The organism is Lactobacillus sp. WILCCON 0149 (assembly GCF_057197965.1).
The window spans coordinates 1,552,620-1,574,640 of sequence record NZ_JBUBHO010000001.1 but is presented as its reverse complement, the minus strand read 5'-3'; the positions used below and the strand labels follow the sequence as shown (position 1 = coordinate 1,574,640).

Here is a 22,021-nt window from a genome sequence, read left to right as displayed (position 1 = left end):
GGGCCCTTCGGGGCTCAATTTAGGTGGTACCACGATAGTCTCGTCCTATTTTAGGATGAGGCTTTTTATTTTAGCGAAAGGATTTTTACATATGCGGGTTAAGGATACGCTGAACCTGGGCAAGACCAAGTTCCCGATGCGGGGCAACCTGCCCAAGCGGGAAGCAGAATGGGAAAAGAACTGGGAAGACCAGAAGTTTTACGAAAGACGCTTGAAGCTTAACGAAGGCCATGAAAGATTCGACCTTCACGACGGCCCTCCATTTGCCAACGGCAACATCCACATGGGTCACGCCTTGAACAAGATCACCAAGGACATCATCGTTCGGAGCAAGAACATGGAAGGCTACTATGCTCCTTATGTTCCAGGCTGGGATACCCACGGCCTGCCAATTGAGCAGCAACTGACCAAGCAAGGCGTTGACCGCAAGACCATGGACCGGGCTGCTTACCGGGAATTGTGCCGGAAGTTTGCCATGGAGCAGGTTGAAAAGCAGCGGACCGACTTCAAGCGCTTGGGCGTCATGGGCGACTGGGACCACCCTTACATCACCCTTTTGCCGGAATTTGAAGCTGCTGAAATCCGGGTCTTCGGCAAGATGTACGAAAATGGCTACATCTACCAAGGCAAGAAGCCGGTTTACTGGTCCTGGTCCAGTGAATCAACTTTGGCTGAAGCCGAAGTTGAATACCACGACGTGGAATCACCATCAATCTACATCTCCTTCCCGGTCAAGGACGGCAAGAGCAAGCTGAGTGAAGAGAACACTTACTTCTTGATTTGGACGACCACCCCATGGACTATTCCTTCCAACCAAGGGATCGCCGTCAACCCGAAGTTTGACTACTCAGTCGTTGAAGTCGGCGACCGCCGCTACGTTGTTGGCACTGACCGCTTAAGCGCCGTAGCCGAAATTTTGGGCTGGGACGACTACAAGACTGTTCAGCACCTTAAGGGGACGGACATGGAATACATGGTGGCCAAGCACCCTTACATCGAAGGCCGCGACAGCCTTTTGATGGAAGCCGTCTACGTTACTGACGATGATGGTACCGGCCTGGTCCACACCGCTTCCGGCTTTGGTGAAGACGACTACAACACCGCCATGCGCTACGGCTTTGACGTTTTGTCACCAATGGACAACAAGGGCTGCTTCACTGAAGAAATCCCTGACCCGGACCTGGTTGGCAAGTTCTACACTGACACCAACGAAATCGTTAAGGAAAAACTGGCAGCTGCCGGCAACCTTTTGCACTACAGCACCTTTGTCCACTCCGCCGCTCACGACTGGCGGACCAAGAAGCCGGTAGTCTACCGGGCAACCACTCAATGGTTTGCCTCAATCTCCAAGTTCAGAGACCAGATCCTGGACCAGATTGAAAAGACCACCTTCTACCCGGCCTGGGGCAAGACCCGTCTTTACAACATGATCAAGGACCGGGGCGACTGGGTAATTTCCCGCCAACGTGCCTGGGGCGTGCCTTTGCCGATCTTCTACGCTGAAGACGGCACGGCTATCGTGACTCATGAAACGATCGAACACGTGGCTGACCTCTTTGCCAAGGAAGGCTCCAACGCCTGGTTCACCCACCCGGTTGAAGAACTTTTGCCAGAAGGCTTTACTTCAGAACACTCACCAAATGGCAAGTTCACCAAGGAAACTGACATCCTGGACGTTTGGTTTGACTCCGGGTCATCCTGGAGCGGGGTTCAGGCTCTGGGCAGAGACGTGCACTACCCGACTTCCATGTACCTGGAAGGCAGCGACCAATACCGGGGCTGGTTCAACTCCAGTTTGATCACCAGCGTGGCGACTAACGGGGTGGCTCCTTACAAGTCAGTCCTGTCTCAAGGCTTTACTTTGGACGGGCAAGGGCGGAAGATGTCCAAGTCATTGGGCAACACGATCGCTCCTAACGATGTCATCAAGCAAATGGGGGCTGAAATCATCCGCCTCTGGGTTGCTTCCGTTGACGCATCCGGTGACGTTGGCGTGTCAATGGACATCCTGCGCCAGGTTTCAGAAGGCTACCGGAAGATCAGAAACACCTTCCGCTACATGCTGGCCAACACGGCTGACTTTGATCCGGAAAAGGACCGGGTAGCTTACAAGGACCTGCGCAAGATCGACCAGTACCTGGAAGTCAAGCTCAACGACTTGGTTGCCGAAAGCATCGTCAACTACGACAAGTATGACTTTGCTGACGTTTACAAGTTAGTCTTCAAGTTCATCACCAACGACCTGTCCGCCTTCTACCTGGACTTTGCCAAGGATGTCCTCTACATCGAAGGCAAGGACAGCCACGCCCGCCGGTCAATGCAGACGGTGATCTACGATGCCGCTGTCAAGCTGGCTAAGATCCTGGCACCAATTTTGCCGCACACCATGGGCGAAGTTTGGGGCTACTTGAAGGAAAATGAAGAAGACGTCTACCTGTCCAACTTCCCTGAAATCGAAGATTACGCTAATGCTGACGACTTGAAGGATAGCTGGGGCGAATTCATGAAGCTCCGCGATGACGTTCTGAAGGCTCTGGAAGAAGCCCGGGACCAAAAGCTGATCGGTAAGTCCTTCGAAGCCAGCGTGACCGTTTACCCAAGTGAAGAAACCAAGGCTGCCTTGGACAAGCTGGCTGGTGAAGACTTCCGGGAAATCTTGATCGTGTCCAACTTGGTCATGGGTCAAGGAGAAGTACCGGCTGACGCCAAGAAATTTGACCACGCCAGCGTCCTTGTCCGCCGGGCCGAAGGCGAAGTCTGCCCACGCTGCCGGATGTACCGGACTGACCTGGGTGCTGACAGCCGTCTGCCGCAATTGTGCGGCCGCTGCGCATCTATCGTGGTCAGCGATCACCCGGAAGTACTTGAAGAAGGCTTGGAAGACTAATGCGGACCGGAGTTGTAAAGCAATTTGCCGAAAAAGCAAGTTTCGGCTTTATCGAAGACGATCAAAATCACAAATCATATTTTGTCTTTTATACCGCCATCAAGGAGGAGGGCTATAAGAGGCTTGAAGTCGGCCAGCGGGTGAGATACCAGCTTGCCCAAGGTAAACACGGCCTGCAGTGCATCAACGTTTACTTGGCCAAAGACTAAGCAAAGGAATGACATATGGATTTAAAGGAAACTGAAATTTCAACGAAGGAGGCTTTCCACGGCAGCTTCATCAACCTGCGGGTTGAAAACGTGATGCTGCCAAATGGGAAAACCGCCTCCAGAGAGCTGGTCGACCACCGGCCTGCCTCAGCGGCCATCTGCATCAACGATGAAAAGAAGATGCTCCTGGTTACGCAATGGCGGGAAGCAATCAAGCAGCTGACTCTCGAAATTCCAGCCGGAATGGTTGACGCTACCGACGTGAGTCCCTTGGATGCAATGAAGCGGGAGTTAAATGAAGAAGGCGGCCTGAAAGCCGAATACTGGGAAAAGGTTGCCGAATTCTACACTTCACCAGGATTTTGCAATGAAAAGCTGTACCTCTTCTACTGTGACACGCTCAGCCCAGTGGCTGACAAGCTGGACCTGGACGAGGACGAATTTTTAACGGCAGAATGGTACAGTCTTGAAGAGTTAAAGAACCTGTTGACAGAGGGCAAAATTGTCGACGCGAAGACCATTTATGCTATTTCCGTATGGGAAAACATGCTGCTGACCGGTTCAGAAGGTTAGACTATGACAGAGAAACGTTCCGATTACCGCCGCCGCCAGGCAGAACAAGCAGAAAAGGCAAATAGACAGGAAGCAGCTGATTCAGCTGCTTTTCCTGCTTTTAAGCAGAACCAGGAGCAGAAAGCCCTGAAGGCAGAAAGGCTGAAAAAAAGGCTGAATTTTGCTATCCTGGTCGTGTGCCTTTTAATCATCCTGGTTTGGGTGATTTTATTGAAATTTTAAATTGAATTGAGGATTACCGATGAAAATTGCAATCGTTGTGCCAATGGCTGAAGAAGCTGAATTTTATCATCAATACTTTTCCTCAGGTAAAAAAGAAATGTTCGGTTCAACTGAATTCGGGCATTTTTCCGTTGCCGGCAACGATCTTTACCTGGGCTTGACTGGGATCGGCAAGGTCCAGGCGGCCATGAACCTGACCAGCCTTTTGGCCAAGGAAAAGATGGACCTGGTCATCATGACCGGGTCAGCCGGGTCTTTGCAAAAAGATGTTCAGCGGATGGACCTGGTTTTGCCAAGCGAATTTGCCTACCACGATGCCCACAACACTTCAGCGGGCAACTATGTCGAAGGGCAGATTCCGCAGGAACCGGCCCGCTTTAAGCTGGACAGCGCGGAAAGAGACAAGTTCAAGGACTTTTTGGCCAAAAAGGGCGTAGCCTACAAGGAAGGCCTGGTCGTGACCGGGGACTCCTTTATTTCCTCTCAGGCGCAAAAAGATGAAATTCTGGGCAATTTTCCAACTGCCCTGTGCGTGGAAATGGAAGGGGCGGCTTTTGCCCAAGTGGCCTACCACTTTAACGTGCCGTTGATTGCCTTGCGGGCAATTTCCGATAATGGGGATGAAGATGCCGACAATGACTTTGCCGCCTTTGTCAGAAAGGTTGGTGCCCAGGCGGCAGAACTGATCGTGGAATACTTAAGGGAGAATGATTTGTAAATGAAGCAGGTATATCTTGACAACGCGGCAACGACGCCGATGTCACCGACCGTCATTGACGTGATCGCTGATGAAATGGCCAATGACTTCGGCAATGCTTCCAGCACCCACACTCTGGGCCGGAAGGCCCGCAACACCGTGGAAACGGCCCGGCACACGATTGCCCAGGCCATCAATGCCAAGGACCAGGAGATTATTTTTACCTCCGGCGGTTCAGAAAGCAACAACACGGTAATTTTTGGCGTGGCGGAAATGCAGAAAGACGTGGGCCGGCACTTGATTACGACCAAGATCGAGCATGAATCAGTCTTAAAATCAATGCAGCACCTGGAAGAACTCGGCTACGAAGTGACCTACCTGGACGTTGACGGGGACGGGCACATTTCCCTTGACCAGCTGCACGAGGCCATCAGAGACGACACGATTCTGGTCTCAGTCATGGCGGTCAACAACGAAGTTGGCAGCATCAACCCTCTCAAGGAAATCGGGCAAATCGTCAAGGAAAGCAATGCCTTCTTCCACGTTGACGCTGTCCAGGGCCTGGGCAACATCGATCTGGATGTTGAAGAAATGGGAATCGATTTTATGTCGACTTCAGCCCACAAGATCTATGGGCCGAAATTCCTGGGCTTCCTGTATGAAAGAGACGGGATCCGCCTGCCAAACCGGATTTATGGCGGCGACCAGGAATTGAAGCGGCGGGCCGGTACGGAAAACGTGCCGGGGATCGCCGGCTTTGGCCAGGCAGTAGCTGAAGTGCAAGCTGAATCCAAGGCTGACCTGCAGGCCAAGTACACTGACTTCCAGAAGATCGTCTTGAGCCGGCTGGATGAAAGCGGGGTAGCCTACGAGGTCAACAGCCCCTTGACCGGCCTGGTTTCTCACCATGTCTTGAACCTGCGCTTAAACGGCCTGTCCACCTATGTCCTTCTGGCCAACCTGGACCTGGCCGGCTTTGAAGTGTCGGGCGGTTCTGCCTGCACGGCCGGCAGCCTGACCCCGTCACACGTTTTGACGGCTATGTTTGGCCAGGATTCGCCAAAGGTCAGCGAATCGATCCGGATTTCTTTTGGCCGCTACAACACGGCGGAAGAAGTGGAAGCCTTCGCGGATGCCTTGGTAAAGGTGGCCCGCAAGCTGCAGGACCGGAAGCGGGAAGACTAAATAGTTGCTTTTTTGAAGGAATGTACTTACAATTAATAAGCGAGGTTTTACTTTATGGCTAATACTGTGATGATCAATGGCGACAAGCGGAAGTTCATGCTTAATCCAGACGTGAAGCTGTATGCGTTGATTGACGCCGGCTTCCAGAAGACCCCCCGGGGCAACTTCGTCTACGAGCACCCACTTTACAACGAATCGCCTTACAACGCGACGACCAAGCTGAAGATGACGATCAAGAGTGACTTGTCAGGCTTGACTATGATCGTTACGGATCCAAGCGGCCTGAAGAAGGTAAACATTTTTAAAAACAAGCAGCTGGCTCCGACGGTTGAACTTTTGGACTATATCTTGAAGGACCTGGAGGAGCGGAAAATTTTAAGCGAAGTGAAGGATTGATTTAATGGTTGACAATAGCAAGATCAGAGTCGTTGTCGGCATGAGCGGCGGGGTTGACTCTTCAGTAGCAGCCCTTTTGCTCAAGCGGCAAGGCTACGACGTCGTCGGCGTTTTTATGAAGAACTGGGATGATACCAATGATGATGGTGTCTGCACGGCAACTGAAGACTACGAAGACGTCAAAAAGGTTGCCGACAAGATCGGCATCCCTTACTATTCGATCAACTTCGAAAAAGAATACTGGGAGCGGGTCTTCCAGTACTTTTTGAAGGAGTATAAGGCTGGCCGCACGCCTAATCCCGATATCATGTGCAACACCGAGATCAAGTTCAAGTCCTTCCTGGAATATGCCCTGGACCTGGACGCTGACTACCTGGCCATGGGTCACTATGCCAAGACCATGGTTGATGAAAATGGCGTGACCCACATGATGCGGCCAAAGGATGGCAACAAGGACCAGACTTACTTCTTAAGTCAATTGACCCAAGAACAGATCAAGCGGGTCATGTTCCCCCTGCAGGACTTGACTAAGCCGGAAGTGCGGCGGATTGCCGAAGAAGCCGGCCTGGTCAACGCCAAGAAGAAGGACTCAACTGGGATTTGCTTCATTGGGGAAAGAAACTTCAAGCACTTCCTCAGCGAATTCCTGCCAGCCCAAGGCGGGGACATGGTGACTCCGGACGGGCAAGTTGTCGGCCAGCACGCTGGCCTCATGTATTACACGATCGGCCAGCGGCAGGGCCTGGGCCTGGGTTCAACCAAGCAGTCCACTGCTCCGTGGTTTGTCGTGGGCAAGGACCTGGCAAAGAACCAGCTGATCGTTGAGCAGGGCTATGACAGCCCCCGCCTTTACGCTGACCGCCTGCAGGCTTCCGGCATGACTTTCTTTACCGGCAATCCTGACCAAGATACGGAATTTAAGGCGACCGCCAAGTTCCGCTACCGGCAGTGCGATGTCGGCGTTACTGTCAAGTATCACGCGGACAGCAAGACGGCTGACGTCTACTTCGACGAGCCAGCCCGGGCGGTTACCCCGGGCCAGGCCCTGGTTTTATACGATGGCGAGGAATGCCTAGGCGGCGGAAACATTGACGCTGCCTTCAAGGATGACAAAAAGCTGCAATTAGTTTAACGGCAAGGCCAAGTCCCAGCGGACTTGGCCTTGTTCGTGTTTTTGGGGTTAGGCTTTTGCTATAATAAATAGCGATAGTTACGAGAGGCGATAAAAATTATGGAAATATATTTTGTAAGACATGGCAAGACTCAGTGGAACCTGGAGCAGCGCTTCCAGGGCGGACAAGGCGATTCAAAATTGCTGCCGGAAAGTTTGGCCGACATTGAGAAGCTGGGACGTTATTTAAAAGGGGAACATTTTAAGGCTGTTTACGCCAGTCCTCTGGACCGGGCAAGAATGACGGCCCAAGGGCTGATTGATGCGGCCGGGATCCGCCTGCCCCTGCATATCGATGAACGCTTGCGGGAAATGAACCTGGGCAAGCTAGAAGGGATGAAGTATGCAGAGGCGGAGAAGCTCTATCCCCAGGAAATCGGCAATTTTTGGCATCACCCAGACAAGTACGACAGCAAGGTCGTAGACGGGGAAAGCTATGAGCATGCCATGGCCAGGGGCCTGGACTTCGGCCGGGAAATGGCCAAGAAGTACCCGAAAGACAACGACAAGGTTCTGGTGGTCAGCCACGGGGCAGTTTTGTCAGCTATCATGGGGGCGCTTTTGGGCTATGACCTGGCAAACTTGCGGAAAAATGGAGTCATCTACAACACCAGCGTTTCAATCTTGGAAAGCCAGGAAAACGGACCGGACTTCAAGCTGGTCAAGTGGTCAGACGTTACTCCTTTAGGACATAAAATGTCAGAAACGGATGGTTTGTAATGGAGCAAAAGATCAATCAGCTTTATGAAGAAGGAAAAGTTGACCAGGCGATTCATGCTTTGATTGAAAAAATCGACCATAATCCCCGGGAAACTGACAATTACTTGCAGCTGGCAACTTATCTTCTCGACCAGGGCAGCGCTGAGCAAGCCAGGGAGCTTTTGACCAAGGCGCGGGGGATCGCGGAAGACCCCCAGGCCTTGACCTATGACCTGGCGGTCTGTGACTACGCCTTGGGCGACTTTGACCAGGCCCTGGCCCGCTTGGCCCAGATTCCGGATGACGACATGACCATGTACCAAAAGGCTCTGGTCTACCTTAAGCTGGGCCAAAGCCAGAAGGCTCTGGCTTATGCCTTGTCGATCAAAGAGAGCGACGACCGAGTAAAAGAACTCATCGGTGACATCTGGCTGGCCCTGGGAGAACTAGAGTCTGCCCGGGCCAGCTACCTGGAGATTGCTGAAGGGCAGAGAACAAGCAAGCTGAACTTTTTGCTGGGTCTCACTTATTTCAGCCAAGACCGGGACAAGGCAGAAGAATTTTTTGCCAAATCCAAGGAGCAGGATCCCAAATATTACCAAAAAGCCAAGGATCAATATGAGTCCCTGCTGAAGCTTTTGAGCCAAGGAAAGGCAGGGGCAGGTAAAGAATAATAAGGAGCGGGAAATGACCGAGTTTAGCGGTGAAGTAAAGAGCGTGATTTATGAAAACGCGCAAAATATGTACAAGATCTTGCTGGTCGCCGTAAATACGCCTCTGGCCGGCTACGACGATGACGAAATCAAGGTGACGGGGACCTTCGGAGACCTGGAAATTGGCCAGGAATACAGCTTTACCGGTGAACTGGTCACTCACCCCAAGTACGGCTTGCAGTTTCAAGCGACCGGCTGCCAGCCGGCCTTGCCTAAAGAAACCGGCGGGGTGGTCAAGTACCTGTCTTCTGACAAGTTCCCCGGCATTGGGCCCAAAACAGCGGAAAAAATCGTTGACCAGCTGGGCGGCGGGGGCCTGAAGAGCCTGCAGGCTGATCCGGCCTTGATTGCCCAGCTGGATCTTTCCCAAAAGCAAAAAGACAGCCTCTTGTCTGGCCTGGCCCAGATGGACTCTTTTGACGACCTGGCCATGACTTTGGCCAGTTACGGGATTCCCCGCAAGGTGGCTGGCCGCCTCTACCAGAAGTACCATGACCAGACCTTGAAAAAGCTGCAGGCTGACCCCTACCTGCCTTTAGGCGAGGTGACCGGCTATTCCTTCAAGCAGGCCGACCATCTGGGAATTGGCTTTGGCATTGCCCTTGACAGTTTGGAGCGGGCTAATGGCGGCATCCTGGCCGTTTTACTCCAGGCCTTGACTATGGATGGGGAAACCTATCTGGAACTGGATCAGCTTTTGCCGGCGGCCAAGGAACTGACAAATATCAATTATGACCGGCTGGCTGAAGCGGTCAATGACCTGCAAGACAAGAAAAAGGTCGTCGTGGAAGATGGCCGGGCCAGCCTGCTTGGACCATTTCAAGTGGAAAGTGAGATCGTGACTGACCTGGCTGACCTTTTGGCCAAGGGCAAGGAGGAGGACTATAAGGACAAGGACTTGGACCAGGCCATCAAGCGGGCTGAAAAAAAGCTGGGGATCAGCTATGACCCTGAGCAAAAGCAGGCCATCAAGAACGCGGTAACCAGTCCGGTATCAATCTTGACCGGGGGACCAGGCAGCGGGAAGACGACCATCATTGACGGGATCCTGCTGGCTTTAAAGGACCTGGCCGACATGGACGAAGAAGAAGCTGAAGAAGCAATTCTCCTGGCTGCCCCAACTGGCCGGGCCGCCAAGCGGATGGGAGAAGTGACCGGCTATCCGGCCAAGACCATCCACCGGCTTCTGGGTCTGGGGATCGACAACAGCGAGGAGATGGAGCTGAATGATTTGGAAGGGGAGATCTTGATCGTCGACGAAATGTCCATGGTTGACATCTACCTCTTTGAAAAGCTGCTCAGCGCCATTAGCAATGTCCGCCACCTGGTCTTTGTCGGCGACAAGGACCAATTGCCATCCGTTGGGGCAGGGAAAGTTTTTGCTGACTTGATTGAGGCGGACTTCATTCCAACCTGCCAATTGCAGGTGGTCCACCGGCAAAAGGATGATTCAACGATTATTCCTCTGGCTCATGCGGTTAATGAAGGGGCCGACCCGGCTGTTCTATTGCAAAAAACGGCCAGCTACTCCTTTATTCCCTGCCCGCCCCATGCCGTGCCTAGCGCTGTTGAGCAGATCACCCGGGCAGCCTTAAAGAGCGGCTTTGCGGCTGACGACATCCAGGTTCTGGGTGCCATGTACCGGGGTGACGGAGGGATCAACAGCTTGAACGACACCCTCCAGCAGGTAATTAATCCGGAAAAGGGCAATGATCAAGCAGTTGAAGCCCATGGCGAAAATTTCCGCTTGAACGACCGGGTCCTGCAGTTGCAAAATGACCCGGAACGAGGGATCTACAACGGCGAGATCGGCAAGGTCGCTTCCGTTGACCCGGAAATGCTGGAAGACGAAGATGATGAGGTCAAGCTTTTGGTCAATTTTGACGGCAAGGAAGTGGCCTATACGCAAGCTGACTTGAACAATCTAACCCGGGCCTATGCCATCACCATCCACAAGTCCCAGGGATCGGAATTTCCTTTGGTCATTCTCTGTTTGACCATGCAGAACTATATCATGCTCAAGCGGAACCTTTTGTACACGGCCATCACCCGGGCTTCCCAGAAGCTGGTCATGGTTGGCCAGGAGCAGGCTTTTGCCCAGGCCATGCGGGTCAAGGGCAATGAGCGGCGGACCAACCTGGTCTGGCTCTTGAAGGAACGCTTTAAGCCTGAAGAAGGCCAAAAGACAGAAGAGCAAGAAACAGAAGAAGAGGATGAGAGTAAGTTACCAGAAGAAAAAGCTGAAGACTACATCTTGACCGGGGCCCGGATCAGCCGGGCGGAGATTTCCCCCATGGTCGGCATGGAGGACCTGGTTCAGGGATGCAAGAATCTGGTAGAAATCGTCCGGACCAAAGGGACCGCTGGCATAATTAAATGAACTTTTTGACAGAAGGACTGGCTTGACCAGTCTTTCTTTTTTGCCTAAAACTTAAGAAAGTTACTTTTTGTAAGCAAAGTACTGACAAGGGAGAAGAGATAGGATATACTAAACATAACTTACAAAAAGTTAGTTACTCTTGAAGAAAGTTGGGTAAAAAATGACGGAAAAAGAAACAAGAAAGACAGTTAAAAACATCATCATTGGTTTCGGCAAGGGGGGCAAGACCCTGGCCAAGTTCCTGGGCCAGCAGGGCGAAGAAGTCCTTTTGGTTGAAAAGTCACCGAAAATGTACGGGGGTACCTGCATCAACATCGCCTGCCTGCCGTCCAAGCGCTTGATTTTGGAAGCAGCAGCCGGCAGCGATTTTTCTGAAGCAGTAGCTGGCAAAAATGAGATGACGGCTCAGCTGCGGGAGAAGAACTACCAGATGCTGGCTCAGGAAGACACGGTGACCGTGCTTGACGGCCAGGCCCGCTTCATCGGCGAAAAGGAAATTGAAGTCACTGGTCCGGCTGGCAAGCAGATTTTTAAGGGTGAACGGATCTTTATCAACACTGGGGCCAGCCCGGTTCTGCCACCTATTCCTGGCTTAAAAGAGAGCAAAAAGCGGCTGGATTCCACCCAGGCCATGGACCTGGATGACCTGCCAAAAGAACTTTTGATCCTGGGGGCGGGCTACATTGGTCTGGAATTCGCGGCCATGTTTGCCAATTACGGCAGCCAGGTGACTATTTTGGATCACAGTCCGGAATTTTTGCCAAGAGAAGACGATGATATCAAAGCCGCTGTCAAGGCTGACCTGGAAGCGGCTGGAGTTAAATTCATCTTAGGTGCCGATATCGAAAAAGTCAGCGATGAAGCTGATAAGGTCGTAATTGACTACCAATTAGGCGAAGAAAAAATGACTGCTTCAGCCGACAAGATCCTGGTCGCTGCCGGCCGGCGGGCCAACACAGCTGACCTTAACCTAGAAGCGGCCGGGGTAGAAACTGATGACCGGGGCAATATCAAGGTTGATGACTTCTTAAGAACAAGCGCTGACCAGGTCTGGGCCCTGGGCGACGTCAAGGGCGGACCGCAGTTTACCTATGTTTCATTAGATGACTTCAGAATTGTCAAGGACCAGCTTTTTGGCGAAGGCAAGCGGAAAGCCAGCGACCGGCAAATCCTGCCGACCAGTGTCTTCATTACTCCGCCTTTGTCAGCCGTTGGTCTCAATGAAAAAGCCGCTCAAAAGGCCGGGGTCGACTACCAGCTCTTCAAGCTGCCGGTTGCTGCCATCCCCAAGGCTAAAGTAGCCAAGGACAGCCGGGGCTTGTTCAAGGCCCTGGTTGACCCGGCAAGCGGGCAGATCCTGGGGGCCAGTCTGTACGGCCTGGAATCCCATGAACTGATCAACCAGATTGCTTTGGCCATGAAGGCCAAGCTGCCTTACAGCTTCCTGCGTGATCAGATCTACACCCACCCGACCATGAGCGAGGCTTTCAACGACCTCTTCAAGTAAAAAATGACAAAGGGCATAAAAAAAGAACTCCGGCAGGAGTTCTTTTTTGCTATCAAGCTTTATTTCTTTTCGATCAGCATTGGCAGGATCATCGGCCGTCTTTCGGTGCGGGAGTATAGGAAGTCCTGCAGGTTCTCGACGATCGCCTTGCGGATTTCGCTGTCCTTAGGCTTGTCGCTCTTAGCCATTTCCGTCTTCAAGACATGGTAGACGTGCTTCTGGGCCGCGTTGATCAAGTCCTGAGACTCGCGCATGTAGACAAAGCCCCGGCTGAGGATGTCAGGACCTGCCAAGACCCGCTTGTGCTTGTAGTCAACCGTGGCTACGGCAACGACCAGCCCTTCTTCAGACAGGATCTGCCGGTCGCGGACAACAATGTTGCCGACGTCAGCGGCACCGGAAGTGTCGACGAAGACGTCCTTGACGTGAATGTCACCGGCAATTCTGGCCCCGTCAGGGCTGAAGCAGACTACTTCACCATTCTTCAAGACGAAGGTGTTTTCTGCTGGCACGCCTGCTTGCTGGGCCAGGTGGGCGTGGACAACCTGCATCCGGTATTCCCCGTGCACCGGGATCATGTACTTTGGCTTAGACAATTCGACCATGAGCTTCAGTTCTTCCTGGCCGCCGTGGCCGGAAGTGTGGACATTGTTGACCCGGCCGTGGACGACGTTGGCTCCGCCTTCCATCAGCTTGTTGATCAGCTGGTTGACGCTCAAGGTGTTGCCTGGAATTGGGTTTGATGAGAAGATCACGGTGTCGTGCGGCTTCAGTTTGATCTGCCGGTGGGTGCCGTTGGCAATCCGGGAGAGGGCAGCCAGAGGTTCACCTTGCGAACCGGTGCAGAGGATCATGACCTTTTCCGGCGGCAGGGAGTTGATCGTTTCTGCGTCGACGATCAAGCCTTCCGGCACATCCAGGTAGCCTAAATCGATCCCGTTTTGGATCCCGTTCTCCATGCTCCGGCCAAAAATCGCCACCTTGCGGCCGGTGTCGATCGCGGCTTGAATGGCGGTTGACACCCGGTAAAGGTTGGAAGCAAAAGTGGCAAAAATGATCCGGCCCTCAATGCCGGTGATGATGTTGTGCAAAGAGCCGGCAACGAAGCGCTCAGACTTGGTAAACTGCGGCACTTCGGCATTGGTTGAGTCGCTCAAGAGGGCCAAAACGCCTTCTTCACCCAGCTGGGCCATTCTCTGGAAGTTAGGGGCCGGCTGGTTCATGACTGGGGTCAAGTCGAACTTGAAGTCACCGGTGAAAACAACCGCGCCAAGCGGAGTGTGAACGGCAATCCCCAAAGTGTCGGGGATTGAGTGGGTGGTTCTAAAGAAAGTCACGCTGAGCTTGTCAAAAGTCAAAACCGTGTCTTCATGTTCTTCATGCAGTTCAGTCCGATCCAGAATTCCATGTTCTTCACACTTGCTCTTGATCAAGGCCAGGGCAAAAGGCGTGGCGTAGACTGGAATTTCCGGAATCTTTTCCAGCAGGAAGGGAATCCCGCCGATGTGGTCTTCGTGGCCGTGGCTGACAACCAGGGCCTTGATCTTCTCCCGGTTCTTGACCAGGTAGGAGTAGTCGGAGATAACATAGTTGATCCCCAGCAGCTCGTCTTCTGGAAACTTGATGCCGCAGTCCATGATGACGATTTCGTCTTGGTATTGGACGCAGTACATGTTACGGCCGATTTCGTGTAATCCCCCGATCGCGAAAACGGCTACTTCGTTTTGCTTAATCTTCACTGTCAGCTTGGCCGAAGGCAGTCAGCTTGAAGTCGGCGTGTTCTTGTTCGTACTTCAAGGAGTTGCCAGTTAATTCTTGGATGAGCTCGATGTTGTAGGGGGTGTTTTGTTCAACGAGGGCTCTGGCTTGGACAACGTTGTCGGCTTCCATGTAGAGAGTCTGGGTCGTTTCTCTGCGTGGGTTAACGATCTTGTCCTTTTGATATAAAACTTTGTAGATCATAAAAAATCTCCTTATTGTTTAATTGTAATTCGATCTCTGTTTGAGAAATTTTGACAAAAATACTCAATAGCTAATTAAAGTTTAGCATAATTAGAAAAGCAAGTATAGAAACAGAACTTGCCTATAAGGAAAAAGAGAACAAAAAAGTCCAAGCCAGGACGAAGCGGGCTGGCTTGGACTCTTGGGCCTAGTAGATGACGATGGTGTCTTCATCCAGGGCAAATGGGTTCTTCTTGTTGATCCGGTCGTAGAAGAGGTGGCCGTTCAAGTGGTCGATTTCGTGGCCGGAAACGATGGCTGGGTAGCCTTTGAGGCGGATGGTCTTTTCCTCGCCGTCAACTGTCCAGTAGTGAACCGTAACCTTGTTTGGCCGCGGAACGTAGCCGTCAATGACCTTGTCGACGCTGAGGCAGCCTTCGCCTTCGCCCAGGCAGGTCTTGCGGACGGATTCAGAGATGATTTCCGGGTTGACGTAAACTTCCTTAAAGATAATTTCACCCTTGTCATCTGGAACCAGAAGAGCAGCCATGGATACGCCTTCTCCGACCTGCGGGGCAGCCAGGCCGACGCCGGCCCGGAGCTGGTGCTTGGCGGCAATCTTTGGATCTTGTGAGTTTACCAGGTATTCCATCATGTCATCGGCCAGCTTGCGGTAGTGGTCTGACAATGGAAAAGTCAATTTTTGAGCAACTTGCCGCAAAACGGGATCCCCGTCGCGGACAATATCTTTCATTAAGATCAATTTCGTTTCTCCTTTTAAAATAATCGCTAATATATTTTTACCACAAAAACGCCCCTTATGGTTAAACATTCTCTGAAAAGCCTTTGTAAACTAAAGGAAATTTGTTGACCAGGTCCAAGAGTGGTTGTACAATAGATGATTGTAAAAAATATAAACTGATTACTTCGGCCAGCCTACTATCTAAGGCTAAAGGGAACTGTGCTTTTGTCACAGTTCTTTTTATGAGGAACGGGGAGGAAACATTTTTGGCAGATCAAAAGAGAAGAGAAAACATCAGAAACATCGCGATCATCGCGCACGTCGACCACGGTAAGACTACCCTGGTTAACCAGCTGCTCAAGCAGTCAGACACTTTACCAGAACACATGAACCTGGAAGACCGGGCAATGGACTCCAACGCCATTGAACGTGAACGTGGGATCACGATTCTGTCAAAGAACACCGCGGTCAGCTACAAGGGCACGACCATCAACATCCTGGACACCCCAGGCCACGCCGACTTCGGTGGGGAAGTTGAACGGATCATGCACATGGTTGACGGTGCCCTGCTTCTGGTCGACGCTTACGAAGGCCCAATGCCGCAGACTCGCTTCGTTTTGCAAAAGGCCCTGGAAGCCGGCGTTAAGCCAGTTGTTGTCGTTAACAAGATCGACCGTCCTGGTGCTCGTCCAGCTGAAGTTCTGGATGAAGTCCTGGAACTCTTCATCGAACTTGGCGCCAACGACGAACAACTTGAATTCCCAGTTGTTTACGCTTCTGCCTTGAACGGTACTTCCAGCTACTCAGACGACCCGGCTGACCAGGAAGAAACTATGGACCCGGTTTTCGACACCATCATCAAGGCCATTCCGGCTCCACTTGACAACGAAGACGAACCTCTGCAGTTCCAAATCACCATGCTTGACTGGGACGACTACGTTGGCCGTATCGGTGTCGGCCGCGTTTACCGGGGCAAGATCAAGGTCGGCGACGAAGTTACTGTCATGAAGCTTGACGGTTCCAAGCAAAACTTCCGCGTGACCAAGCTCTTTGGTTACTTCGGTCTGAAGAGAAACGAAATCAAGGAAGCCAAGGCTGGCGACATCATCGCCATCAGCGGGATCAATGACATCTTCGTCGGTGAAACCATCGCTTCTAAGGAAAACCCAGAAGCCTTGCCAATTCTGCGGATCGACCCGCCGACTCTGCAAATGGACTTCGTGGCCAATGACTCACCATTCGCCGGCCGGGAAGGCAGCCAGGTTACTCCAGCCAAGCTGGAAGAACGGCTTTTGCGGCAAACCCGGACTGACGTTTCCTTGAAGGTTGAACCAACGGATCAATTGAACGCCTGGACTGTTTCAGGCCGTGGGGAACTTCACCTGTCCATCCTGGTTGAAGAAATGCGCCGGGAAGGCTTCGAACTGCAACTGTCACGGCCAAAGGTTATCTACCGGGAAGTTGACGGGCAAATGTGCGAACCATACGAAGCTGTCCAAGTCGATGTGCCAGACGAATACGTTGGTTCAGTTATCGACGGCTTGTCCCAACGCAAGGGTGAAATGCAGAACATGGTTTCCAAGGGCAACGGCCAGACCCGCTTGGAATTCTCAGTTCCTTCCCGTGGTCTGATCGGCTACAACAACGAATTCATGTCCGCAACTGGTGGTTACGGGATTATGAACCACACCTTCAGCGAATACAAGCCAGTCGTTAAGAACTGGAACCCAGGCCGGCGCAACGGTGCTTTGGTTTCCATCAACCAGGGTCAGTCAACTACTTACTCCCTGCAGTCAGTTGAACAACGTGGCCAGCTCTTCATCGGTGCCGGCGTGCAAGTTTACGAAGGGATGATCGTTGGTGTATCTTCCCGTGACCGTGACATCGCTGTCAACGTAACCAAGGGCAAGAACCTGACCAACACCCGTGCTTCTGGTAAGGACCACGCGGCTGCCATCAGAACGCCAAAAACTTTGACTTTGGAAGAATCAATCGAATTCTTGAACGATGACGAATACTGTGAAGTAACTCCAGAAAGCCTGCGCCTGCGGAAGAAGATCTTGAACACTTCAGAACGGCAAAAGTTTGACAAGAAGAAGGCCAAGACCAACTAATTGTTATTTTTTGGTAAGTCTCTCCCCCTATTTATAGGAGGAGGGGCTTTTTTGTTTTATAATGAAAAGCGACGATTATTTTTAATGAGGGGAAATAGTGAAAAGCGTGAAGGAAAATAAAACGGGAGCTGGCAAAATTGCCAAAATAAAAGAGACATTCAAATATTTCGACTACCGGATCTTCATCGTCTACTTGCTTTTGATGACGATCGGGGTGATCGCGGTCTATTCAGCCAGTTCAGAAATCCTGCTGATCAACGGTTTTAAAGCCACGGTTTATGGGCAAAAGCAGCTGATTTACGCCTTTTTCGGGGTGATAATCTGCCTGGCCTGTTACAGCATCAACCTGGATTACTTAAGGCGAGGCAAGCTGCTCTTATGGCTGCTGTTAATCGTGGCTGGATTATTGGTCTACGTTAGGGCTTTTGGCCAGGCAGTCAACGGGGCCAAGGGCTGGATCAACCTGGGCCCGATCAACATCCAGCCTTTGGAACTGGCCAAGCTGGTCTTGCTCTTGTATCTGGCCCGGATGCTGGCTAAAGCCGATGGGCGGTTAGTGCGCGGGCATATCATTTCCCAGCTTTTGCCAACGGCTTTAGTAGCAGGCTTTTTGATGATTCTGGTCTTGATCGAGCCAGACTTCGGGGGGACAGCCATTCTTTTTTGCCTGGTCTTGATCATGTACTCAGTTTCCGGTATTCCAACCGGCTACGCTCTTTTGAGTCTAATCGGCATCACCGTTCTGGTCGTCGGGGGTTTCAGCTTGATTGTGGCCTGGAACCCGAGCTTCTTGCAGGATGTTTACGTCTACAAGCGTTTCATCGCTTTTTTGCACCCGTTTAAGACAGCGGCTAATGAAGGGGCCCAGCTGGTCAATTCCTATTACGCTATCCACAACGGCGGTTTATTTGGCCTGGGCCTGGGCAACAGCATCCAGAAGCGGGGCTATCTGCCAGAACCTTACACGGACTTTATTTTGTCGATTATCGCCGAAGAAGTCGGCTCTTTGGGGGCGTTATTAGTTCTGGGCCTGCTCTTTTACCTGATGCTTTTGATCATGGAGCGGGGGGTCAAGGCCCAGTCCCAGTACTCCACCTTGATCTGCTTCGGGGTGACCGCGATTATCTTTTTCCAGACTTTATTTAACGTTGGCGCGGTATTAGGCCTGATGCCGATCACTGGGGTGACTCTGCCCTTTATCTCTTATGGTGGGTCATCACTCTGGGTTTTGTCGGCCGCTATTGGCCTGGTCTTAAATGTTACCGCGGAAGAAAAAATCAGACAGGAGGTGCAAGCAGCTGATGAGTATTAACCAAGAATTAAAAGAGCAGGAGATTCCCAGCCGGACCAGTCTGATCGTGTACCTGCGCAATGTCAACAACGACCAGTTCAAGCTGCGCCGGTTCGGGGACATCGTTTATTTTTCCAAAAAGCTGCATTATTTGATTCTGTACGTCAACCAGGAAGAGGCGGAAGAAACGGCTAGCAAGCTGCGGAGCTTTAGCTTTGTCAAGAAGGTTGAATTTTCCCAAAATGATGCCCTGGACCTGGACAATCAGAAGATTGAGCAGCAGATCAGCGACATGGCCAAGGAGGCCGAAGAGAAGTTAAATCAGACAGATAAAGAGGACTGGATCAAGTGAGAATCATTTCTGGAAAATACGCCAAGCGGAATCTGTTTACACTCAAGAGCCAAAAGACCCGGCCAACTAGTGACAAGGTCAAGGAATCCTTGTTCAACTCCCTAGGCCAGTTTTTTGCTGGAGGAGAGGTCCTGGACCTGTACGCTGGCAGCGGGGCTTTGGGCATTGAAGCCGTCTCCAGAGGTTGCGACCATGCGGTATTAAACGACGTCAGCCGGCCGGCCTGCCAGATCATCAGGAAAAACGTGGACCTAACCAAGGAGCCGGACCGCTTTGAGGTCTTCACCATGCCGGCTAAAGTGGCCTTGAAGGTTTTCGCTGAGCAGGAAAGGAAGTTTGACCTGGTCTTTTTGGATCCGCCATATGCCAAGCAGCAGATGGTCAAGGACATGACCGCTCTTGCTTCCTTGGGCCTGCTCAATCCTGGAGCCAGGATAGTCGTGGAAACTGATGAGCAGACAGACTTGCCGCCGGTTTCAGGCTTTGACCTTTTGAAAGACCACCATATGGGCAAGACTATCGTAAGAATTTACCAGAGGGCAGAATAGATGACGACAGCGCTATTTCCGGGGAGTTTTGACCCCATTACCAACGGACACATGGATACCATTGAGCAGGCGGCGAAGGTCTTTGACCGCCTCTTGGTCGTGGTAATGACCAACAGCTCAAAAAAGGCGCTTTTCACGCCAGATGAGCGAGTGGACTTGATCCAGGCCGCGGTAAAAGAACAAGGACTGACTAATGTTGAGGTCCTGGCCCGGCCTGGCCAGCTGACGGTTGACCTGGCTAAGGAGCTGGGGGCCGGAGTCCTGGTCCGCGGGGTCCGCAACAGCAGCGATTTTCTCTATGAGCAGCAGATCGCCCAGCTGAACCAGGAGCTAGCCCCGGACCTGCCGACTGTGTTATTTATGGCTAAAGCGGCCAATAGTGCTTTGGCATCGAGCATGCTGAAGGAAATTGCCATGTTTGGGGGCGACTTGGACCGCTTTTTGCCCAAAAAGGCCGCCAGAGCCTTGAAGGAGAAGCTGCAAAGTGAAAGTTAAAAAAGACAGACAAAGCAAACAGTGGCGCCGGGCCCTGGTTGGCTTATTTACAGTCATCCTGCTGGCCCTGGTCCTGCTTATGCCGACCAAGTACGTGATTGAGGCGCCAGGGGATGCCCTGCCGGTCGGCGACTATTTAAAGACCACTGGGGTTAAAGCTAAGAACAACCTCTACTTCGTGACCGTGAGCGAAAGGCGGGCGGTTTTAGGCGACTATTTATGGTCTTTTACCCAGCCATATGAAGACCGCTTGACCATGGATGAAGTGACCGGGGGGTCAAGCACTGAACAATATGAACAGCTGCAGGAATGGTACATGCAGACCAGCCAGCAGACGGCCATCTATTACGCGGCTAAGAAGGCAGGGCTTAAACCCAAGCTGAAGTATCAGGGCGTATATGTGATGGACCTGCAGTCTACTTCCAGCTTTAAAAAGAAGCTCTTGATCGGGGACACGATCGTGGCGGCCAACGGGCATAAGTTCAAGTCCGTCAAGGGCTTCATGAGCTATCTGCAAAAGCAGAAGATTGGGCAGAAGGTGTCGATTACGGTCTTGCGGTCCGGGAAAAAGCGGACTTTTACCGGGAAAATCGTCAAGGTTAAAGGCACCGGCAAGCCGGGGATCGGAATCAGTATGGTGGAAAGAGTCAAGGTTGAAGTCAGCCCGAAGACCACCATCAGCACGGGCGACATCGGCGGCCCGTCAGCTGGTCTGATGTTCTCCCTGGCCTGCTACCAGAACTATACTGGCAAGGACTTGACCAAGGGCCATAAGGTTGCCGGGACGGGGACGATCGACGCAAGCGGCAAGGTCGGCATCATCGGCGGCGTGGACAAGAAGGTCGTGGCCGCGGATAAGGAAGGAGCAGAAGTATTTTTCGCCCCAACCGACCAAACCGGGGTCAAGAAGTCCCAGACCAACTACGCCGTGGCCAAAAGAACGGCCAAGAAGCTGGGCACGAAGATGAAGATCGTGCCGGTGGCAACTTTTGACGATGCTTTGAAATACCTGCAAAAGCACTACAAGTAAAGAACAAACAGATTAAAAGAACCGAAGCCAGCCTTCGGTTCTTTTTTTGCCTCAGTAACTTTTTCCCGGCTTTTTTAGGAAAAAAGGCTGTATTTGGCGTACTAGTTATTGAGGTGATAAAAATGAATCAGTCAAACGAAAAAACGGAAGGCAAGCAAAAGCTGCAGGACCTGCTTGCCTGGCTGACCGAAAAGAAAATGTACATCATAATCGTTTTGCTGGCGCTAGGGGGCTTTTACTATGTCAACCGGCAGCCAGCCGCTGACAATTCAGCTCTTTTGTCCAGCAGCCAGAGCATGAGTGAGAATAGTGGCCAGAGCCTGCAAAGTTCCAGTGTCAGTTCAGTGGCTTCCAGCGCCAGCTCAGCGGCTGGCGCAGCAAATAGCGAAGTAGTCTGCGATATTTCAGGAGCCGTCAAGCACCAGGGGGTCTATCGGCTGAAAAACGGGGCAAGGCTGGAAGACTTGATTGAAAAGGCCGGAGGCTTGACCAAGGATGCCCAATTGAAGGCCATCAACCGCAGCCAGCTGTTAAAAGACCAGGACAAGATCTACATCCCTGGCAAGGGGGAGAAGGTGGAAGCGGCCCAGACTGCTAATTCAGCCTCGGCAACTACTCCTGCTTCTTCTTCTGCTTCTTCATCAGCTTCTTCTTCAACTTCTGGCGCAGCTTCTGGTGACTTGATCAACTTGAACACGGCCACGGCGGCCGACCTGCAGAAGCTGAACGGGATCGGGGAAAAGAAGGCTGAGCAGATCATTGCCTACCGGCAGGAAAAAGGGTCTTTTAAGAGCATTGATGAGTTGAAAGAGGTGTCGGGAATTGGCGACAAGACCTTCGCGGCAATTAAGGATCAGCTTACGATCTAG

At 52.0% G+C, this 22,021-nt stretch carries 22 protein-coding genes; 19 read left to right on the top strand and 3 right to left on the bottom strand.

The window, feature by feature from the left end; all coding sequences use genetic code 11:
• Positions 1 to 91 precede the first annotated feature (91 nt).
• From ileS to ACYVUV_RS07140, 12 genes are all read left to right on the top strand, one after another.
• Complete coding sequence (ileS, locus tag ACYVUV_RS07195; protein ID WP_439774636.1) at positions 92 to 2,887, top strand: isoleucine--tRNA ligase; 2,796 nt, start codon at positions 92 to 94, stop codon at positions 2,885 to 2,887.
• Positions 2,887 to 3,096, top strand: coding sequence for a cold-shock protein (locus tag ACYVUV_RS07190; RefSeq protein WP_439774637.1), 210 nt, complete (start codon positions 2,887 to 2,889; stop codon positions 3,094 to 3,096). The genes ileS and ACYVUV_RS07190 overlap by 1 nt, the downstream gene beginning before the upstream one ends.
• A gap of 15 nt (positions 3,097 to 3,111) precedes the next feature.
• Positions 3,112 to 3,669, top strand: a complete 558-nt coding sequence (locus ACYVUV_RS07185; RefSeq protein ID WP_439774638.1) for an NUDIX hydrolase — start codon at positions 3,112 to 3,114, stop codon at positions 3,667 to 3,669.
• Between the two features lie 3 nt (positions 3,670 to 3,672).
• Positions 3,673 to 3,891, top strand: coding sequence for a hypothetical protein (locus ACYVUV_RS07180; protein ID WP_439774639.1), 219 nt, complete (start codon positions 3,673 to 3,675; stop codon positions 3,889 to 3,891).
• A 19-nt stretch (positions 3,892 to 3,910) separates the two neighbouring features.
• On the top strand, positions 3,911 to 4,609 hold the full coding sequence (locus tag ACYVUV_RS07175) for a 5'-methylthioadenosine/adenosylhomocysteine nucleosidase (RefSeq protein WP_484499229.1): 699 nt from the start codon (positions 3,911 to 3,913) through the stop codon (positions 4,607 to 4,609).
• Complete coding sequence (locus tag ACYVUV_RS07170) at positions 4,610 to 5,773, top strand: cysteine desulfurase family protein (protein WP_439775533.1); 1,164 nt, start codon at positions 4,610 to 4,612, stop codon at positions 5,771 to 5,773. It abuts the gene before it with no gap.
• A 54-nt stretch (positions 5,774 to 5,827) separates the two neighbouring features.
• Positions 5,828 to 6,169, top strand: a complete 342-nt coding sequence (locus tag ACYVUV_RS07165) for a DUF1831 domain-containing protein (protein ID WP_439775534.1) — start codon at positions 5,828 to 5,830, stop codon at positions 6,167 to 6,169.
• A 4-nt stretch (positions 6,170 to 6,173) separates the two neighbouring features.
• Positions 6,174 to 7,301: a tRNA 2-thiouridine(34) synthase MnmA gene (gene mnmA, locus ACYVUV_RS07160; RefSeq protein WP_439775535.1), complete on the top strand. Its 1,128-nt coding sequence runs from the start codon at positions 6,174 to 6,176 to the stop codon at positions 7,299 to 7,301.
• A gap of 99 nt (positions 7,302 to 7,400) precedes the next feature.
• Positions 7,401 to 8,060 (top strand): histidine phosphatase family protein, encoded by a 660-nt coding sequence (locus tag ACYVUV_RS07155; protein ID WP_439775536.1) that lies wholly within the window; start codon positions 7,401 to 7,403, stop codon positions 8,058 to 8,060.
• Positions 8,060 to 8,713 (top strand): tetratricopeptide repeat protein, encoded by a 654-nt coding sequence (locus ACYVUV_RS07150; RefSeq protein WP_439775537.1) that lies wholly within the window; start codon positions 8,060 to 8,062, stop codon positions 8,711 to 8,713. The genes ACYVUV_RS07155 and ACYVUV_RS07150 overlap by 1 nt, the downstream gene beginning before the upstream one ends.
• 13 nt (positions 8,714 to 8,726) lie before the next feature.
• Entirely contained in the window at positions 8,727 to 11,132 is a 2,406-nt protein-coding gene (gene recD2, locus ACYVUV_RS07145; protein WP_439775538.1) for an SF1B family DNA helicase RecD2, read from the top strand.
• 160 nt (positions 11,133 to 11,292) lie between these two features.
• Positions 11,293 to 12,639: an FAD-dependent oxidoreductase gene (locus ACYVUV_RS07140; protein WP_439775539.1), complete on the top strand. Its 1,347-nt coding sequence runs from the start codon at positions 11,293 to 11,295 to the stop codon at positions 12,637 to 12,639.
• 59 nt (positions 12,640 to 12,698) lie between these two features.
• Here the strand turns inward: ACYVUV_RS07140 and rnjA are convergent, their stop codons facing one another.
• From rnjA to def, 3 genes are all read right to left on the bottom strand, one after another.
• Entirely contained in the window at positions 12,699 to 14,378 is a 1,680-nt protein-coding gene (rnjA, locus tag ACYVUV_RS07135) for a ribonuclease J1 (RefSeq protein ID WP_439774755.1), read from the bottom strand.
• Positions 14,368 to 14,601: a DNA-dependent RNA polymerase subunit epsilon gene (locus tag ACYVUV_RS07130; protein WP_439774754.1), complete on the bottom strand. Its 234-nt coding sequence runs from the start codon at positions 14,599 to 14,601 to the stop codon at positions 14,368 to 14,370. Before ACYVUV_RS07130 ends, rnjA begins: the two co-directional genes overlap by 11 nt.
• Before the next feature lie 187 nt (positions 14,602 to 14,788).
• Positions 14,789 to 15,343, bottom strand: coding sequence for a peptide deformylase (def, locus tag ACYVUV_RS07125; RefSeq protein ID WP_439774753.1), 555 nt, complete (start codon positions 15,341 to 15,343; stop codon positions 14,789 to 14,791).
• A 221-nt stretch (positions 15,344 to 15,564) separates the two neighbouring features.
• On the opposite strand from def, the gene typA reads away from it, so the two are divergent.
• From typA to ACYVUV_RS07090, 7 genes are all read left to right on the top strand, one after another.
• On the top strand, positions 15,565 to 17,436 hold the full coding sequence (gene typA, locus ACYVUV_RS07120; RefSeq protein WP_270448173.1) for a translational GTPase TypA: 1,872 nt from the start codon (positions 15,565 to 15,567) through the stop codon (positions 17,434 to 17,436).
• Positions 17,437 to 17,542: 106 nt separating this feature from the next.
• Positions 17,543 to 18,748, top strand: a complete 1,206-nt coding sequence (locus tag ACYVUV_RS07115) for an FtsW/RodA/SpoVE family cell cycle protein (RefSeq protein ID WP_439774752.1) — start codon at positions 17,543 to 17,545, stop codon at positions 18,746 to 18,748.
• On the top strand, positions 18,738 to 19,079 hold the full coding sequence (locus ACYVUV_RS07110; RefSeq protein WP_439774751.1) for a YlbG family protein: 342 nt from the start codon (positions 18,738 to 18,740) through the stop codon (positions 19,077 to 19,079). Before ACYVUV_RS07115 ends, ACYVUV_RS07110 begins: the two co-directional genes overlap by 11 nt.
• Positions 19,076 to 19,627 carry a 16S rRNA (guanine(966)-N(2))-methyltransferase RsmD gene (rsmD, locus tag ACYVUV_RS07105; RefSeq protein ID WP_439774750.1) on the top strand — a complete coding sequence of 184 codons (552 nt, stop codon included), beginning with the start codon at positions 19,076 to 19,078 and terminating at the stop codon, positions 19,625 to 19,627. The genes ACYVUV_RS07110 and rsmD overlap by 4 nt, the downstream gene beginning before the upstream one ends.
• Positions 19,628 to 20,122: a pantetheine-phosphate adenylyltransferase gene (coaD, locus tag ACYVUV_RS07100; protein ID WP_439774749.1), complete on the top strand. Its 495-nt coding sequence runs from the start codon at positions 19,628 to 19,630 to the stop codon at positions 20,120 to 20,122.
• On the top strand, positions 20,112 to 21,152 hold the full coding sequence (locus ACYVUV_RS07095; protein WP_484499228.1) for a SepM family pheromone-processing serine protease: 1,041 nt from the start codon (positions 20,112 to 20,114) through the stop codon (positions 21,150 to 21,152). The genes coaD and ACYVUV_RS07095 overlap by 11 nt, the downstream gene beginning before the upstream one ends.
• Before the next feature lie 122 nt (positions 21,153 to 21,274).
• Positions 21,275 to 22,021 carry a helix-hairpin-helix domain-containing protein gene (locus tag ACYVUV_RS07090; RefSeq protein WP_439774747.1) on the top strand — a complete coding sequence of 249 codons (747 nt, stop codon included), beginning with the start codon at positions 21,275 to 21,277 and terminating at the stop codon, positions 22,019 to 22,021.